The sequence below is a fragment of the Archaeoglobus profundus DSM 5631 genome (assembly GCF_000025285.1).
Lineage (GTDB): Archaea > Halobacteriota > Archaeoglobi > Archaeoglobales > Archaeoglobaceae > Archaeoglobus_B > Archaeoglobus_B profundus.
Genome location: NC_013741.1, coordinates 791,661 through 806,443 on the forward strand (window position 1 = coordinate 791,661; position 14,783 = coordinate 806,443).

Below are 14,783 nucleotides of genomic sequence, written 5' to 3' on the forward strand. Positions count from 1 at the left end.
TTTGAAGGAAATTGAAAGTTCAGACGGAGTTTTGGAAGTTGTAGATGCCAGATGTCCGAATGAGCTGAGATGTATCAAGCTTGAAGATAAAATAGAAGAGCTGGGAAAACCATTTTGGATAATAATAAACAAGGTTGATCTGGTTCCGAAAGAGTTCGCAGATAGATGCAAGAAATTTTTGAAACGGGAAAGTAATGCCGTTGATGTTATTCACGTTTCAAGTAAGAAGTTCTACGGTTTTTGGATACTAAGGAGAAGCTTGAAAAACTACTTTAAAGACACAGATAAAAAGGTTAAACTAGTGTTGATAGGTTATCCAAATGTGGGAAAATCGAGCCTGATAAACATGCTCGCGCAGTATACGGCAGCGTCGACAGCTCCAGTTCCCGGTCACACGAAAGGTAAGCAGTGGATTAGAATCAGTGGGAAAATCGTTCTCTCCGACACACCGGGAATAATTCCAAGGGAGTATGCCAGCAAGGACTGGGCTAAGATACTCTTCCCACGAGATGTTGAGGAATCGGCTCTTATTCTCCTTGAAAAGATCGAAAAAGCTGAAGGTTCGAACTTTAAGGAACTCTACGGCTTTGATCCCAAGGCCGATGAAGATACACTTGTTAAGATCGCTCAGAGGTTTGGATATCTTAAAAAGGGAGGAGAACCAGATACTCATAGAGCCAGTCAGAAGATTCTAAGCGATTGGAATAGTTGTAGGTTAACAGCATGGTGGTTGTGACAGTCCAACTTTGTGTCAAGTCTCATCTGTTTTTGTTTTAATTGGCTTGAGATTTCCAGTTATTCTTGTTGCACAAAAACATCAATCTATATTTTTTCGTGAAATAATATTTTTTATGTGTCTATGCATGATACAATGAAATATTTAATTCAAAATGCAAATCGATAAGTAAGTAATTTGCCTCATTATACTCTTTATGAAAGATATTTGAAAAAGTATAAATATTATTATTCTCAAATAGGGTATAGTGAAGGTGTTTCAAATGAAAGCGCAAATATTAGGTTTGGCCATAGTAGTGCTACTTCTTGGCGCTACAGTGACCATTGTTGAAGCAAAAGGCAACGAGAAGAATGGATTATGTACAGCGATAACTGAAGGTTCTCTTACTTATGGTGAAGAACATTACTTGGCGGGACAACCACTACAGCCAGGATTCGATATTTATGGATACAACTACAACGCACATCTGTTTATAGGGTACTTTTGCAATGTGTATCTGGGAGGCTATGGATTCCCTCCATATGAGGGAGATGACGAGGCTTACTATCAAAGACTCGTGGAAGAAGGATATGCCAACTCTATTGAAGAAGCAAGAGAGTTGATGGAGAGTGTATGGTGCTGGGAGTACAGGAAAGACTGGTTAGTAATGAAGTGGAACGATGCTTGGCTGAGTAACAAGGACTGCGATGGAGATGGAAAGCTGGATACACACTATGGCTACGACAGCTACATAGGCTCTGGAGCGTGGGAAACAAATCACATGTGGGGGACATACGAACTTGATGGAACGATATGCAGATGGGAGTACTTCGTAAAGATTGTTGCTGTGCCAGAAGATGCATACCTAGAGAATGGAACTTGGTACACGGCGGATGGAACAGAAATCGGTCCAGCCATTTGGGGACAATTTGCAGTAATTCAAGAAGTTTATAACGATCCTTGTGGAGGTTACCATGGCATAATGTACCTATCACCCGCTCCGGCTGGCCTTGGTTTCTACGGAAAATAATTATTGATTTATTTTTATTCTTATTTTTATTTTTAATGTTTGGAAAGATGCTTTAGCTTTGCTTTAATTTTTCCTTATTGCAGAGAACATGAGTTGGTATAGGTCCAAATACGGCTTTGAAACTCAAGCAAAATATCACTCCAACCTTAGAAACTTTCTGGAATGGCTATATAAGAAGACTGGAAACCCATACTTCAGAGAACTCAAAGAGGTTTTTGAACCTCCAAAGAAGGACTCCAAGAGACTCAACCCAATCCTTATCAGAGAGCCTGACATCCACAACCTGATTAAGGCAGTTTGGGAGAAGGATCCTACACCCTACCTCAAGCTAAAGCACATCTCAGGAATTCTATTCGCAGCCTACACCGGACAGAGACCGAATTCAACCATTTCAAAGATAACGGTTAATGAACTCAAAGAAGCCATCAAGAGAGATCACCTCTCCTGTGGATTCCGGAGGAGAAAGATAAGGAGAGAGTCCCTCACTGGGTCCCCATTCATCCAGTTCTAAGGGATTGGCTGGAGGTTTATGTGGAAGTCTATGACCCCACTCTAGAAAAGAAACAGAGCAGGGGAATAGCCTTCAGTTATTACAGCATGAGAAAACTCTTTTACAGGTTGAACATCAAGGCAGTCCACACAGGGAGGAAGATCTCCTTCTCCCACCCTAGGAAGTTCTTTGAACAGATGTGCAACAACGTTCTGATGGTCCATCCAGGGCTGAGAGAGTACATCATGGCACACAACACGGGAAGCCTGGATGTTCAAAGTTACGATGGGAAGCTTCCATCTGAAATCTACGATCAATACATGATCGCATGGAAGGATGTGAACTTGGTTCCAGAAGAGGTTAGCCTTGAAGAGTTAATCAAAGAGATTGAGTCATAAAGCCTTCAACTTTTCTTCAATTTTTGAAACAGCTTCCTTCAACTTCATTATTTCTCCCCAGACATCTAAGCGCTCTTTGATTATTGCTACATCATTACTGATTTTATCGATCTTGGCTTCAAGGAGTTCAATCCTTTTACTGAGTTCATTCGTTCTCTTTTCAAGCTCTTCAAGTTTAGTAGTGTGCGTTTTAACCTCTTTAACTATACCCAAGACTTCTTTAACAATCGTTAGGATCTCTTTAATTTGATCCATGCTAATTGTTTGAGATTTATGTTATATAATTTCTGATGTCATAAATTACATGGTTTGGACCAGGCATTACAACAGTAATGTCGTTGACGACGGTGTCGAGACAAAGCCTCTTTTTGTTTTTTAACCGAGGGTGATTATACCAAACACTCTCATTCAACGGTTTTTATCTAAAAAGATTATGATTTTATAAAAAGACATTCTTAGTTAACCAATTTTACATAAAGCCGAAATAAAAATGATATTTTTACTTTAAAGGTTTAACTTTCTTCTTTAACTCTTCAAGTTCATCGAGTAAGTTTTCCCAGATTAGGGAGTCCTCTAAAATTTCACCTAAATCAAATTTTTCCATAAGCTTTTTTAGACCACTAAATGATTCAACCATTTCAAAGAATTCGTCGAAATCCATTCCATACTTTTGTCTAAGCTTGTTAATTCGCTCTTCAATTTCTCTTATCTTTCTTTCTGTCTTTCTTAATTCAATTATCTTATTCTTTCGCATATCCTTTGGATCAAACATTACCTGCAATTTAGCATAACAAGCTTTAAGTATCGATCGATTCATCTAATTCATAGAAAAGAATGAATAAATATAAAAGCATTTTTATAATTTTATAATCAGCATAAGATTTATAAGCTTCAAGGTAGTTCCACTTGATAAGGATGTTCCCTCCTCGTTAGCAAGGGGGTGAGATCGGAGGTGTTGAGTAAAATTGTAGGATTCGGGAGGAAGATTGCCAACGCTTGCAAGATGCTAAAGGACAAAAGAGGAGAGATTACACTATTGGATTGGATCAAAGGAGTAATTGCAGTAACGATCTTAGGTGTTGGAGTTGCTATTCCGATTGTAGTGAACACGATTCAAAGCGTAAACGTGAGTGATCCAACAACTAAATTAGTTCTGGGGTTCATTCCTCCTGTTGTGGCAGTATCTTTCCTCATGCTGATTCTTGGCGGTAGAGAATAACCTGTTTCTTCTAATTTTTGAGGAGATCAGCTATGCCATATGCAATTGAAAACGGAATTGTCAGATTCAAACGTAAGCTGGTCAAAAGGAGAAACGGAAACAGTAAACTCTGTTTACTATATCTCCCAGCATTCATCGAGAAGTATGGAGATGAAGTTCTCGTTGAAGTTGACACGATAGTGAAAGTCAACGGCAAGGTATGTATTCCTGTATATTGCAAAACTCGGCTTTTCGTCTGGAGGATGGAATGGGCAATGGATAGAGATGTAATTACCTTTATCATCAGCAACATCAAGGTGTTTGAGGAGTATCTCTAACCACTTCTCAAGGAGGTCGTCAGCTTTCTTCCCTTCCTCTCCTGTATCTGCTCTCGACTTCTCCTTAAAGTAATCTTCAAACAACTCGTTTATGAGTTCCTTGTTTGCACAGCACTCTAAGAGGAGAGAATAAAGTTCTTCGATTGAATTGATTGTCAAAATTTGATCGGGTGAATTTGGAAGCGGAGTGAGCCACTCGTATCGTGTGCGCTTGTCGGGATGAATTGAAGGTGGCGCTACAAACTGCCTTCCGTCTCCCAATATTTCGAGAATAGTGACTGTCTCTTTTCCAGCATCTTCGGGGTAAAAGAGGAGACTTTGGTCGATTTCCTCCTTTCGCTTAACTAACTTCTTCGAGAACGCTAAAACTTCAGGGTTTTCCGATCTGACTACTAACGCAACCCCTCTGGAAGTGGTGTGAGCCAACCCTCCTTTTTTGATAGCTGGTTCAGGATTCCATCCAAGAATTTTCGGTTGGTCAACGTCAATTCTCAAGATTTTACTTAATGATCCTGTAACAATGCCAACATTGAACTTGAATCGAGAGGTTACGATCTCGTTGATCGTTTCTTCGTTTGAATATTCTCCAGAATACCATTTTTCAGGATCATCCCATCCTTTCCAAAACGGTCTTTTGCCTTCGAGAGGAATGAATTTCCAGCCGAGTTGATCGTATTTTTCCAAAAGACTTAAATATTCATTTTTTATATCTTCATTAAACCCGCTCACCTGAACCACCCCTTATTTCTAAAATCAATTATCGTTGAGCCTGACACCCAAATAATCTGCATAATACTCGATAGCCTTCCTAATCACTTCAGAAGCGTTTTTGTGAGCAATTGGTTTTGAATACTCCTTTCTCAGGATTTTCTCAATTATTCGAGCATGTTCTGGGTAAATTGTGACACTTAGTTGCACCTTATCCCACTTTGTTCGGATACCTACCATTTTACTCACCTTCTGCAATTACTCATACTATGAAGTAAAATGGATTGATAATGTTTAAATACTTTTTGGTGTGAGTATCTTCATGGATCGAGAAATTGTTGGCAAGATTGTAGAAGCTTTAATGGATGGTCCTATGGATTGGAAAATGCTTAAGGAAAAAACAAAATTAGCAGACGGAACATTAGCCAAATATTTGAAGAAGATGATTGAGGAAGGGATTATTGAAGAGGAAATATATATGAAAGACAGAAGAAAGAAGATTTATAGATTAGTGCCTTGTGAAAAGACTTTTGAAATATCTATTCAAAAATTTATTGCGAAGACCTTCTTATTACGTATTCAGCTTGATTTTGAAGAGGGGAAGAATTTAGAAGTTATTGAAAAACGATTTGGGAAGGGTATGCTAATCTTTTTGTTTAGTGGTGAAAAGGGGGTTGAAGTTAGTAAAATGGTGGTTGATCATTTTCAAGAATTCATGCAGAGTGTAGATGAGGAAATTATTGAGAGATACAAGAAAGAATTTGAGGACATTTGGAACCAGGCAAAAGAATACATTGTAGATATGATTAAAAAGTATGCTGGTATTGACATACATCAATTCGATCCTAAGAAATATAGAATTGAATTTGATATTAAATTTATGAGAGGCGAAAGTGCAGACTGAAGTTTTCTTTCTTAGCATCATTGTGTGATAACATAGCAAAGGAGTTGAAATTGGAAATTTGAAAACTTTTACTTTTTTTCGAATCTTTTTATAAAATTCTTTGGAAGAAGGTCACGGGTAAAAAGATGATCGAGTGAGTTTTTTTCATTTTTGAGATAATTAAGGAGAATGGAGAAAATGGTGTTTGAGGATTTTATAAGGGAGTGGTATAAAGGTCACGGGTAACAGGTTGTATCTATTATTGTTTAATACTTCTGTATGCTACATCATCACAAACTTAACCAAATCAAAACCCATTAAATGGAACCCAATACCCATGACTAAAATTCTTCCCCCTTATAAAAACGCAGAACTCTTCCTTCTCAATTCTGCGAAAATATTTCCAAAACAAATAAAAGTCACTCGCCCGTCTTTTTACCCGTGACCTTTCTAAACGATTAATATATTTTCAAGATTATTAAATCTGCTACCAACTACCTTTAGCAAACCTTATTTTATTCTTGATCAAGAATCATTATGCCGAGACCTAAGCAAAACGAGGCATATTTACACCTTTACATCGATAAAAATATTCTCGAGAGAGCTAAGCAATTGATCCCCAATCTGTCTATTTTCGTTGAGAGTAAGCTCAAGGAATACGTTATTCTTGCAGAACACGGTTTAGTTGGAGGGGTTGGATGGACCGGTGGGGATTTGAACCCCAGGCCTTCGCCATGCCAAGGCGACGCTCTACCAGGCTGAGCTACCGGCCCTCTGCTCTCTATGGAGCTGAAGTGATTAAAAACGTTTCGCTCAAATTTCGAAGAAGTGCTTTACCCTATCAAAAACATCACCCAAAACATCTCTCAATTCATCCAAACTACTGTAGGGTCTATTCGCAATAATCTTTCCAGCTAGAGCTTTGCCTATACCCGGTACGGCTTCAAGCTGATAAAGTTTAGCTGTGTTTGGATTTAGAATGGGAACGGCTGTAATAGACCTCTGACCGTAATCGACAACTCTTGCATCAATAATCGTGTTTCTTTCGTATTCTCCAACAATCCCAACAAGGAGAGGATATGTCGCGATCTGCCTTGCAAAAGTAATCCTTCCTTTTTTGAGCTCGCATCTAAGATCTGCCAACTTTCTACCTATTGGAACTATCCTCTTAAGCATCTCCCGATCTATCTCCTTCCTAACTTTTTCCTTAAACACCTTGAAATACTTCTTATGCTTCACAACGTTCCTGTAACCTACCTTCTCCATTGGAGTTCCTTTGAAAATCTTAACCTGCCTTATGTTTATCCTCCTAACCCAAAGATCCTCCTCGAGAAGCTCCTTAAGGAACTCGTAGTTTTTTTCGAAAGTTCTCTTTGTCTCTCCCTTTAAACCTATGACGAAGTTTATTCCTGGCAGAAAGCAGGGTAAACCGTTATACCCCACACTTCTATACTCGTTCACAAGTCTTATGGCAAATTTAACCTCTTCCGGAGTTGCACACAAGTTGTTTTCCCCAACAACCCTTTCATCCGCACTTTCCAATCCCATAGCCCCCACATTTCCCGGTGTCTGGTACGTTATGATCGTTTTGATAGCTTCTCTGCTTTCCTCGGGATGAACTGCTATCGTCTTTGGATTAACATTATCGAGGTGTAAAGTCTTTATGCGTGGACAATTTTCCCATATGGCCTTGTGAAAACCTTTCATGAATTCTGGATTGGGTTTAGGTATGTCGTACCTGAAATCCGCCATGTATGTGAAGAAATCAGTCTGATTTCCCAGTCTGAAGTATCTAACGCCGTTGTCGTAGAGAGCCTTTATCTCAGCTATAACACCCTCAGGACTTCTCATTTCAAGCTTATGGAACCTCTCTATGCAGAATGAACATCTCCCCCAATAACAACCCTTGTAAGTCTCAATTTCACAAATCACGTAAGGGAAATCGGGATGCTGTTTAACTACTTCCGCACCCAGTATGGCGAATCTGTTTATGAAGTCCCTTCCACTAGCAACCTTCACATTCTTCTTAAACCTCCTAGCTAGTAGTTCCAGCAATTTTCGCTCAAACGGATAGTCCACTATCTCGTAAAACTCCTCCAAGTATCTCCTATCCTTGTCATCTATTTCTAGCGTTATAGGACCAACAAGTATCTTCTCAACATTCAAACTCGCTAAGTTTTTTAGATCCTTAAGGGAAAGAGGATTTCCACCAAGATACTTGCCCGGAACTGCTATTCCTGCTATGACAATTACCAAATCGAACTTCTCAAGGTCAAACTCCCTTCCTCTGATCTGATCTATCGTAAAGTATTTTGAATTGACTCCAAAGTTCTTCAATATCCCGTAGATGTATCTCGGATAGGGAGCTATATAAGGCGGAACTCCTAGACAGGAGGGCTCATCTACGTAGCCGTCGAGTATTGCGACTTTCACGAAGGTGAGTTGGGTGGAATGTTTAAAAGCAAAGTGCAACTCGAAAACATGGCAGTTGAGGATAGGATAAGGAGAGCCAAGAAAATGCTGAGTCAGATAAACCCCGATAAAGTAAAGGATGATTTGAAGAAGCTTGAAAGAGCTATAGAGGAGACTTGGAGCTATATGAAAGAGATAGGAGTTAATGAAATATGTAAAAAATGCGCTGAAGAGACTGGAAGCTGTTGCAAAGAGTGGGTAGAAGATGAGGTCGACGATGTTATGATTGTCATGAACATGCTGATGGGTGTTAAAATGCCAGAGAAGCGGTTTAAAGAAGGTTTTTGTTACTTCTTAAGTGAAAATGGTTGCATTCTAAAGGTTAGACCAACCATATGCGTAAACTTTCTCTGCGATAAGATCACAAAAACGATAGGGTTCGAGAATGAGAAAAAACTGCAAGAGATTGCCGGAAGGGAGTTAGAACTGGGTTTTATCGTTAGAGAGAAGATTCTGAAACAGCTATCCTTCTATTTTTTGGAACGAAATTCCTCAAAATCTTACCGTTTGCCTTCCCACAGCCGAGAAAAAATTTCCTCCACTTAACTATTACGTAACCTCTCAGATTGCACTCTATATCCTTCCCGCTCATCCAAGCTAAGGCTTTCTCATCATCCACTGTAAGAACGTTCTTCTTAGCAAATTTACCAACCAAAAAGCAACCCTCTATTGATAATCTAAAGCCATTGTCGTCGAGCGTTCCAAAGTATATGCCGTAGTGATAGGTTGGAAGATCGAGGTTACAGGGTTTAAACGCGTATACTCTCCTCTTACCTCTCTCTTCAAACTCGAGGTTTAAGCTAAAAAATTCTTCTTTAGATATGCCAAATTGTTTCTCTAAAAAATTTGCTATTTTCTCTTTCATAAGAGTTCAGTTGCTTCAACCTCTACACTTTCAACTCCATCGATATTCTGAATTCTTTCGACGAGCTGGTCTCCTATCTCTCCCTCGTCCGGCATTACAGCCACAATCAAGAGTGCTTTCAAGCCGAATGCTATTGGCTGAATCTTGTAATCCTTGATCTCCACGTTTTCAGGGGCTACCTCTTTGATTTTCTCATAGATCTTTTCCAAGTCGATGTCTACGTCTTCTGGCATAACTCTCAACTTCATGTAGACCTTACCCATGCTATCACCTCACGGTCCCTCAAACCCGCAGTTGGGGCATTTGTACGGGTTCGCCAACTTCCTACACTTCTTACACCTGTATATCGTCTCACCGCAAACTGGGCAAGGGAACGCTACATACGTTGGTCCGATCAAATTCGAGTTACATGTTACGCAAGTCGGCATGCGTTGAAGGAGTGTTTGAGGATATTTAAAGTTTGGGATAAATCTACAGACTAATTCTGTGCATAACGTTTTCGTAATTGTTGATCCTGGTTGCATCTCCACTTATATACAATTACTACAAATCCTAGAGCATGAGTGAACAACTAATTAGGATGTTAAACTTTATAAAAATCTTAAACGATGAATTTTCGGACATCGTAACTGATGTTGATTTACATTCAGATAGGCTTAAGATTACGCTTATCGATAACTCGTGGATTGAGATAAGGTATCCCATAAAGCATAAGTTCTCATTTCATTGGCAGAGAGGTAACAGAATCTATCGACTCGATACAGCCCCACATCACAAATACCTAAAAACTTATCCGAGACACATTCACTTTGAAACGGAAGACAATGTAATTGAGGATTTCATAACCAAAGCGGGAGATGAACCCGAGGATGATTTTAGAAACTTCATGAAATGGGTTAGAAAGCAGTTGATGAGGTAGTCTTTATTAACCTATCAGCCTAACTTTGTTTGATGTTGAGAGGTGAGGTAGAACCAATAATTTTGATGACCGAGTTGATCAAGCAGAAAAAAGAGCTTGAGAAGATTCTATCCAAGTATGGGGTCAAAGAGCCTGAGGAAATTGAAAGAAAGATTGAAAGAGGAGAAATTCCCGAACATCCGAGTTACGAAGATTTTCTATCCGCTTTAGCCTTCAAGCAAAATATTGCAGAATTAAAGAAATCTATTGAAAAGTTTTTAAGGGAGATTTAATTTTCTTCTAATTCTGTTCATAACATCCAAACCTTTTTTCGTAATTCTGATCCTATACGATGGAATCCCCGTGGCACTCTCTTCCCTTTCTACCTTCACAATTTCAACAAGTCCTAAAAGCTCAAGGAAAAAGCAATTCTTCTTAATCGTGTTGTAATTCGTTTTGAGCAGTTTGGATAAAAGGTAAAAGGAGTAAACCTTCCCGTTACTCAAAACTTTCAAGATTTCGAGCTTTATTCTGTCCGACTCGAGTAACTCTGCCATTTTGTATCGTTCAAAGCAAAATAGTAACATTTAATAGCCAATAACGGTTAAAATTGAATTGATCACTACAATATTGTAGGTGGTGATTTACGTGAAGTCAATCATGAAGTTTGTAGGATTGATAGCTTTACTCTCGGTTTTAGTAATGTCAACAGCATCCGCTTTTGGGATTCCAAAGATCGGAGAAAACTTGAAAAACGTGGGTGAAAGACTGCCAGCAAATGCAACAGTTCTTCCAAAAACTCCATCACAAACACTCCTGAATGTAAAGGAAGTGTCTGGTGTCGTTTTTGCTCCAAGTAAGTATGCAAAGAGCTTTGTTGAAGATGTGTTAAAGGATGTAAATCTGCCAGATTTCTTGAAGGGCAGGGTTTTCAAGATATACATACTGCTCTCTCAAAACGATCGGGCTATACTACTGTCAGAACAAAGCATACCGACATCTAACGCAAGGTTTGAAGGTTGTCGGAATTGATTTTAAGGGTATCAGAGGACACGATTGGAGAATCTACTACGTCAAAGAGGTTGTGGAGTGTGATACAAACGGAATTCCCACAACGGTAGATGCAATCTTGGACAATCCCAATAACTACAGGTTCAAACTTCTGAACATATCCACTCATTACAGAGCTATCAGTTTGATGTTCTACTCCGAAAAACAGTCGAGAGCCTTACCTGTAACGATCGGATACGTTTCGGATCACGAAAGAACTTTGAGAGGATTTTTGGAAGATGCGGACGAGTTGTCAAGTAAGCTTGAAAAGAGCAAATTTGACAGAGATGCAATTGATAGGATTTTGAACGTCAAAAGGGGAATAGGTGTTTTCAGAATAAAGCCGAACTACTGGATTGATGCGGATTGCCACATTAAAGCAATCCTTCTCGGTGCGGACGATTTCAAAGCTTACATGACTTTGATAGATGCCAGTGAACTAATTAACGTGGCAATTCCCAAGAACGCCAAAGTCGTTCTGTTGGAGGTCGATAGAATTATAAAGGCCAGTCCTACAACGATATACGAACTGAAAACGTCCGATTTGAGGGGTAAGCACGTCGTATTCGAATGTGTTGGAGATGGATTTAACGTGAGCGTAAAGAAATCACTCGAAAAGGTTGCGTTGTATCTTGATCCAGAGGTAGCAATGGCTGTGAAATCTAATCCGATTGATACAATAGTTCAAGCTGAAGTCTTCTGGTATCCTCTCATTCCAGAATTGAAGGAATTGAATAAGCATTCGATTTTGGCAGTCGGAATTTTAGGGAGCGATAAGGTTCCTAAAAGTGCCATTGAGCCATCAGGAGATTTGGGTAAAGTTTTGAAGGTTTACGCGTACATTCCCAAGAACAGAGATGTGGTAATCATCGAAGACAAGAAGATTGTAAGTTACGTTAACCCGTCAAAAGTTACTGGAGAGCTAAAGGATAGATTAGATGAACTTAAGGAAGAGATTACGAACGAGATCGTTCAAAGAATAACATCTAAGCCTAAAATAGTGAGAATACTACCTGTAATAGAGCCGGGAAAGCCTACAACTATTAGAATAGGAGGTATAGTAGATAGCATAAAGCTAAAAGTTAAGAGCAAGGTGGAAAACGTTGCTGTCAACGTTAAAAAGCTACAAGAATTACCCAAAAATGTCCCCAAGCTAAACTTTAAGGTTTATGCCTATCTTGAGATAAATGTTAACATTAGTGCGAATAACATCGAAGAAGCAACAATATCGTTTAAAGTTGATAAGAGTTGGTTAAGAGAAAACGGTTTGAAAGCGAGGGACATCGTCCTCATGAAGTTCCTAAACGGTAGATGGATTCAGCTTGAAACGAGTGTGGTTGGCGAAGATGATCACTATGTCTATTACGAGGCAAAAACTACATCCTTCTCCATCTACGCGATAGCGACCAAAACAACATCACCTACTACCGTGAGCACAACTCAAACGGTTGCAAAAACAACTACTTCAGAGATTACGCCAACCCAAACCGAAACTACAACGGTTGTAGGAATTACGACTGCAAAGGTTGCAACAACTCAAAAAACTCCGGGATTCGAGTTGGGAATTACTTTGATCTGTATTGCAATAGCCCTATATCTTAGAAAGCTCTAAATTTAGCCTTTAATTTTTAATTGAATTTTTTGTTTTGTTGATTCAGGCGACTTTATTGTATTTGAGAAGATGGGGCCGCCGGAATTTGAATCCGGGTCTCCGCCCCCCCAAGACGGAAGGATAGCCAGGCTACCCCACGGCCCCTCAGAGGCGTCATCGCCTAAAGGGGCATAATTCGTATCGTTTTTTAAAACTTTTCTCGACACTTTAGATATGAAGATCGTTCTGTCTTTAGGAGGATCAGTCTTTGGTATGAACGCCGATAGGATAAGGAGATTTGCGAATGTAATAGAGGACATTGCAAAAGAGCATAAGATGTTCGTTGTAGTTGGAGGAGGAAAGACTGCAAGGGAATACATAGGTATCGCGAGAGAGTTAGGTGCGGACAACACCCTTTGCGACTATATCGGAATAGGTGTTACGAGGCTAAATGCCATGTTACTGATCTCAGCTTTGAAATCTGCACCAAGGAAAATCCCCGAAGATTTCATTCAAGCCTACGAACTATCTCTAAATCATAACGTTATAGTTATGGGTGGAACATTCCCGGGACACACTACAGACGCCACATCTGCCTTGCTTGCAGAATTTGTCAATGCTGATCTGCTTTTAAACGCTACCTCCGTTGATGGAGTTTATTCAGAGGATCCGAAAGTTAATCCGAACGCTAAGAGGTTCGATAGGATTAAGGTTTGCGATTTAATAGAAATCGTGGCCAAGCAAGAAGCTAAGGCAGGAGGTAGCTTCGTTCTCGACCTCCTAGCTCTGAAGATCATTCAGAGAAGCAAGATCAAAACCATCGTGTTTTTGGGTGAGCCGGAGAACATACCTAAAGTCGTTAAAGGCGATTTTGAGGGTATCGGAACTCTTATAGAACCTGAAATGAGAACTTGATAGGATGAGAGATAGGAGGGATTACTACTACTGGCAGGCTAAAAAGCTTGGATACAGGAGTAGGGCATCCTTTAAGCTCATACAGATGAATAGAACATTCAAGCTCATAAAGGAAGGAGACTGGGTACTGGATTTGGGAGCTTCACCGGGAGGATGGAGTCAAGTAGCTGTTGAATTGGGTGCGAAGGTTGTAGCTGTTGATATAAACCCTATGGAACCCATTGAGGGTGTTCACTTCATAAGAGGGGATATAACAAGGGAAGAGACTTTAGAGGAGATAAAATCCGTTAGGAGGTACTACGATGTTGTTTTGAGCGATGCTTCACCGAAGATAAGCGGTAAGTGGACGATAGATCACCTCCTTTCCATAGATTTGGCAAGATCAGCTTTCAAGATAGCAAGAGAGGTTCTAAAGGACGGTGGGAACTTCGTAGTTAAGGTTTTTCAGGGTGAGGAGATTCAAAACCTTTTTAACGAGTTCAAGCGTTTCTTCAGATTCAAGAAGTTCCACTCTCCTAAAGCGTCCCGTAAACAGAGTGCTGAAATATACTTCGTCGGTAAGGGCTTTAAGAGGTTTAAAGCTCAAAGGAACATCCAGCAAAGCAGGGTTTAGCGTTCCTCATCTTTAGAATTTCCCTCTTATAAGCTGTGCAGTGGCAGGGGATTACGAGATCGTAACTTTGGAGGATTTCAAGTTTGCTAAAGCCGTGAAATCCGCCCATAACACCGAAAACATCTCCAAACTCCTCAGCCTTTCTCAAAATCTTGTCGAGACCGGGATGAGAACAGCCCGTAATCACAAAATTACCTTTCGAAGTCTTAACTACGAGAGACTGCTCCTTTACAATCCTCCCAAGCGATCCAGTGGTAACGAAGTTTTCGAACTCTATGGGCTCTACAACCTCGATGAGCTCCGCTTTAGAACTTATGAACCCCTTTAACCTTCTTGAGAAAGTTTTTAGGGCTAAAACGTAAGAGGTCTTTTCAATTACCGCACTTAAACCCCCTACGTGGTCGTAGTGCTCGTGAGAAAGGACGACGTAATCGAAGTCATCAACCCCGATTAACGACAGGTTGTGTGATAGGATCTCTGGACTTGCACCGGTGTCGAATAAAACTCTGATGCGAGATTCGATTAGACAGGAAAAACCCCAATCTGCTATGAACGGACTTTTTGCCTCGTTGTCGTAAACTACCGTGATTTTCATGGATCAAACTTTGTAATTCAATTT

23 protein-coding genes and 2 tRNA genes are annotated in these 14,783 nt (G+C 39.9%); 13 read left to right on the forward strand and 12 right to left on the reverse strand.

All coding sequences use genetic code 11. The features are described from left to right. Position 1 precedes the first annotated feature (1 nt). From ARCPR_RS04685 to ARCPR_RS04700, 4 genes are all read left to right on the forward strand, one after another. A complete protein-coding gene (locus tag ARCPR_RS04685; protein ID WP_187286400.1) occupies positions 2–736 on the forward strand; it encodes a GTPase in 735 nt (244 codons plus the stop codon). Between the two features lie 262 nt (positions 737–998). After that, positions 999–1,745 carry a hypothetical protein gene (locus ARCPR_RS04690; protein WP_012940338.1) on the forward strand — a complete coding sequence of 249 codons (747 nt, stop codon included), beginning with the start codon at positions 999–1,001 and terminating at the stop codon, positions 1,743–1,745. Positions 1,746–1,833: 88 nt separating this feature from the next. Continuing rightward, a complete protein-coding gene (locus ARCPR_RS04695; RefSeq protein ID WP_012940339.1) occupies positions 1,834–2,256 on the forward strand; it encodes a hypothetical protein in 423 nt (140 codons plus the stop codon). Between the two features lie 20 nt (positions 2,257–2,276). After that, complete coding sequence (locus ARCPR_RS04700; protein ID WP_012940340.1) at positions 2,277–2,633, forward strand: hypothetical protein; 357 nt, start codon at positions 2,277–2,279, stop codon at positions 2,631–2,633. On the opposite strand, the gene ARCPR_RS04705 is transcribed toward ARCPR_RS04700, so the two are convergent. Both ARCPR_RS04705 and ARCPR_RS04710 read right to left on the reverse strand, forming a co-directional pair. After that, positions 2,628–2,888 (reverse strand): hypothetical protein, encoded by a 261-nt coding sequence (locus tag ARCPR_RS04705; protein WP_012940341.1) that lies wholly within the window; start codon positions 2,886–2,888, stop codon positions 2,628–2,630. The genes ARCPR_RS04700 and ARCPR_RS04705 overlap by 6 nt on opposite strands. 244 nt (positions 2,889–3,132) lie before the next feature. After that, positions 3,133–3,450, reverse strand: a complete 318-nt coding sequence (locus tag ARCPR_RS04710) for a hypothetical protein (protein ID WP_012940342.1) — start codon at positions 3,448–3,450, stop codon at positions 3,133–3,135. Positions 3,451–3,585: 135 nt separating this feature from the next. Between ARCPR_RS04710 and ARCPR_RS04715 the strand changes: the two genes are divergently transcribed. Further along, on the forward strand, positions 3,586–3,852 hold the full coding sequence (locus ARCPR_RS04715; protein ID WP_012940343.1) for a hypothetical protein: 267 nt from the start codon (positions 3,586–3,588) through the stop codon (positions 3,850–3,852). A 116-nt stretch (positions 3,853–3,968) separates the two neighbouring features. Here the strand turns inward: ARCPR_RS04715 and ARCPR_RS04720 are convergent, their stop codons facing one another. Both ARCPR_RS04720 and ARCPR_RS04725 read right to left on the reverse strand, forming a co-directional pair. After that, complete coding sequence (locus tag ARCPR_RS04720; protein WP_012940344.1) at positions 3,969–4,898, reverse strand: bifunctional DNA primase/polymerase; 930 nt, start codon at positions 4,896–4,898, stop codon at positions 3,969–3,971. A 24-nt stretch (positions 4,899–4,922) separates the two neighbouring features. After that, positions 4,923–5,117 carry a ribbon-helix-helix domain-containing protein gene (locus ARCPR_RS04725; RefSeq protein ID WP_012940345.1) on the reverse strand — a complete coding sequence of 65 codons (195 nt, stop codon included), beginning with the start codon at positions 5,115–5,117 and terminating at the stop codon, positions 4,923–4,925. 82 nt (positions 5,118–5,199) lie between these two features. Between ARCPR_RS04725 and ARCPR_RS04730 the strand changes: the two genes are divergently transcribed. Beyond that, complete coding sequence (locus ARCPR_RS04730) at positions 5,200–5,781, forward strand: ArsR family transcriptional regulator (protein ID WP_012940346.1); 582 nt, start codon at positions 5,200–5,202, stop codon at positions 5,779–5,781. A gap of 678 nt (positions 5,782–6,459) precedes the next feature. On the opposite strand, the gene ARCPR_RS04735 is transcribed toward ARCPR_RS04730, so the two are convergent. Together ARCPR_RS04735 and ARCPR_RS04740 are read right to left on the reverse strand one after the other, a co-directional pair. Next, positions 6,460–6,533 (reverse strand) — tRNA-Ala (locus tag ARCPR_RS04735). Between the two features lie 40 nt (positions 6,534–6,573). Then, entirely contained in the window at positions 6,574–8,193 is a 1,620-nt protein-coding gene (locus ARCPR_RS04740) for a helix-hairpin-helix domain-containing protein (RefSeq protein WP_012940347.1), read from the reverse strand. Between the two features lie 48 nt (positions 8,194–8,241). Between ARCPR_RS04740 and ARCPR_RS04745 the strand changes: the two genes are divergently transcribed. Further along, positions 8,242–8,778, forward strand: a complete 537-nt coding sequence (locus ARCPR_RS04745; protein ID WP_048084434.1) for a hypothetical protein — start codon at positions 8,242–8,244, stop codon at positions 8,776–8,778. On the opposite strand, the gene ARCPR_RS04750 is transcribed toward ARCPR_RS04745, so the two are convergent. The 3 genes from ARCPR_RS04750 to ARCPR_RS09485 are packed head-to-tail and all read right to left on the reverse strand — an operon-like array spanning position 8,672 to position 9,525. Then, positions 8,672–9,097, reverse strand: coding sequence for a methyltransferase RsmF C-terminal domain-like protein (locus ARCPR_RS04750; RefSeq protein ID WP_012940349.1), 426 nt, complete (start codon positions 9,095–9,097; stop codon positions 8,672–8,674). The genes ARCPR_RS04745 and ARCPR_RS04750 overlap by 107 nt on opposite strands. Next, positions 9,094–9,360, reverse strand: coding sequence for an elongation factor 1-beta (locus ARCPR_RS04755; protein WP_012940350.1), 267 nt, complete (start codon positions 9,358–9,360; stop codon positions 9,094–9,096). Before ARCPR_RS04755 ends, ARCPR_RS04750 begins: the two co-directional genes overlap by 4 nt. 9 nt (positions 9,361–9,369) lie before the next feature. Next, the gene (locus ARCPR_RS09485) at positions 9,370–9,525 is read right to left on the reverse strand and encodes a zinc finger domain-containing protein (protein WP_012940351.1); all 156 of its coding nucleotides are present in this window, start codon (positions 9,523–9,525) and stop codon (positions 9,370–9,372) included. A 131-nt stretch (positions 9,526–9,656) separates the two neighbouring features. Here ARCPR_RS09485 and ARCPR_RS04760 point away from each other — a divergent pair, with 131 nt between their 5' ends. Together ARCPR_RS04760 and ARCPR_RS04765 are read left to right on the forward strand one after the other, a co-directional pair. Next, positions 9,657–10,016 (forward strand): toxin-antitoxin system TumE family protein, encoded by a 360-nt coding sequence (locus ARCPR_RS04760; RefSeq protein WP_012940352.1) that lies wholly within the window; start codon positions 9,657–9,659, stop codon positions 10,014–10,016. Between the two features lie 32 nt (positions 10,017–10,048). Continuing rightward, on the forward strand, positions 10,049–10,288 hold the full coding sequence (locus ARCPR_RS04765) for a hypothetical protein (RefSeq protein ID WP_012940353.1): 240 nt from the start codon (positions 10,049–10,051) through the stop codon (positions 10,286–10,288). On the opposite strand, the gene ARCPR_RS04770 is transcribed toward ARCPR_RS04765, so the two are convergent. After that, a complete protein-coding gene (locus tag ARCPR_RS04770) occupies positions 10,274–10,552 on the reverse strand; it encodes a hypothetical protein (RefSeq protein WP_012940354.1) in 279 nt (92 codons plus the stop codon). The two genes, ARCPR_RS04765 and ARCPR_RS04770, sit on opposite strands and share 15 nt — an antisense overlap. Before the next feature lie 79 nt (positions 10,553–10,631). Between ARCPR_RS04770 and ARCPR_RS04775 the strand changes: the two genes are divergently transcribed. Then, positions 10,632–11,027, forward strand: coding sequence for a hypothetical protein (locus ARCPR_RS04775; RefSeq protein ID WP_148208678.1), 396 nt, complete (start codon positions 10,632–10,634; stop codon positions 11,025–11,027). Continuing rightward, positions 11,008–12,657, forward strand: a complete 1,650-nt coding sequence (locus ARCPR_RS04780) for a PGF-pre-PGF domain-containing protein (RefSeq protein WP_012940356.1) — start codon at positions 11,008–11,010, stop codon at positions 12,655–12,657. The genes ARCPR_RS04775 and ARCPR_RS04780 overlap by 20 nt, the downstream gene beginning before the upstream one ends. Positions 12,658–12,727: 70 nt before the next feature. On the opposite strand, the gene ARCPR_RS04785 is transcribed toward ARCPR_RS04780, so the two are convergent. Continuing rightward, a tRNA-Pro gene (locus ARCPR_RS04785) sits at positions 12,728–12,801 on the reverse strand. A 69-nt stretch (positions 12,802–12,870) separates the two neighbouring features. Between ARCPR_RS04785 and pyrH the strand changes: the two genes are divergently transcribed. Together pyrH and ARCPR_RS04795 are read left to right on the forward strand one after the other, a co-directional pair. Continuing rightward, complete coding sequence (pyrH, locus tag ARCPR_RS04790) at positions 12,871–13,551, forward strand: UMP kinase (protein WP_012940357.1); 681 nt, start codon at positions 12,871–12,873, stop codon at positions 13,549–13,551. Between the two features lie 4 nt (positions 13,552–13,555). Next, a complete protein-coding gene (locus tag ARCPR_RS04795) occupies positions 13,556–14,164 on the forward strand; it encodes an RlmE family RNA methyltransferase (RefSeq protein ID WP_012940358.1) in 609 nt (202 codons plus the stop codon). Here ARCPR_RS04795 and ARCPR_RS04800 read toward each other — a convergent pair. After that, complete coding sequence (locus tag ARCPR_RS04800) at positions 14,127–14,759, reverse strand: MBL fold metallo-hydrolase (RefSeq protein WP_012940359.1); 633 nt, start codon at positions 14,757–14,759, stop codon at positions 14,127–14,129. The two genes, ARCPR_RS04795 and ARCPR_RS04800, sit on opposite strands and share 38 nt — an antisense overlap. Between the last annotated feature and the right edge of the window lie 24 nt (positions 14,760–14,783).

Bases quoted from the DNA above. Each gene is read 5' to 3' on its own strand.
- ARCPR_RS04690 (WP_012940338.1), top strand. From the start codon at position 999: ATGAAAGCGCAAATATTAGGTTTGGCCATAGTAGTGCTACTTCTTGGC.
- ARCPR_RS04695 (WP_012940339.1), top strand. From the start codon at position 1,834: ATGAGTTGGTATAGGTCCAAATACGGCTTTGAAACTCAAGCAAAATAT.
- ARCPR_RS04705 (WP_012940341.1), bottom strand. From the start codon at position 2,888: ATGGATCAAATTAAAGAGATCCTAACGATTGTTAAAGAAGTCTTGGGT.
- ARCPR_RS04710 (WP_012940342.1), bottom strand. From the start codon at position 3,450: ATGAATCGATCGATACTTAAAGCTTGTTATGCTAAATTGCAGGTAATG.
- ARCPR_RS04725 (WP_012940345.1), bottom strand. From the start codon at position 5,117: ATGGTAGGTATCCGAACAAAGTGGGATAAGGTGCAACTAAGTGTCACA.
- ARCPR_RS04730 (WP_012940346.1), top strand. From the start codon at position 5,200: ATGGATCGAGAAATTGTTGGCAAGATTGTAGAAGCTTTAATGGATGGT.
- ARCPR_RS04745 (WP_048084434.1), top strand. From the start codon at position 8,242: ATGGCAGTTGAGGATAGGATAAGGAGAGCCAAGAAAATGCTGAGTCAG.
- ARCPR_RS04750 (WP_012940349.1), bottom strand. From the start codon at position 9,097: ATGAAAGAGAAAATAGCAAATTTTTTAGAGAAACAATTTGGCATATCT.
- ARCPR_RS04755 (WP_012940350.1), bottom strand. From the start codon at position 9,360: ATGGGTAAGGTCTACATGAAGTTGAGAGTTATGCCAGAAGACGTAGAC.
- ARCPR_RS09485 (WP_012940351.1), bottom strand. From the start codon at position 9,525: ATGCCGACTTGCGTAACATGTAACTCGAATTTGATCGGACCAACGTAT.
- ARCPR_RS04760 (WP_012940352.1), top strand. From the start codon at position 9,657: ATGAGTGAACAACTAATTAGGATGTTAAACTTTATAAAAATCTTAAAC.
- ARCPR_RS04765 (WP_012940353.1), top strand. From the start codon at position 10,049: ATGTTGAGAGGTGAGGTAGAACCAATAATTTTGATGACCGAGTTGATC.
- ARCPR_RS04770 (WP_012940354.1), bottom strand. From the start codon at position 10,552: ATGGCAGAGTTACTCGAGTCGGACAGAATAAAGCTCGAAATCTTGAAA.
- pyrH (WP_012940357.1), top strand. From the start codon at position 12,871: ATGAAGATCGTTCTGTCTTTAGGAGGATCAGTCTTTGGTATGAACGCC.
- ARCPR_RS04795 (WP_012940358.1), top strand. From the start codon at position 13,556: ATGAGAGATAGGAGGGATTACTACTACTGGCAGGCTAAAAAGCTTGGA.
- ARCPR_RS04800 (WP_012940359.1), bottom strand. From the start codon at position 14,759: ATGAAAATCACGGTAGTTTACGACAACGAGGCAAAAAGTCCGTTCATA.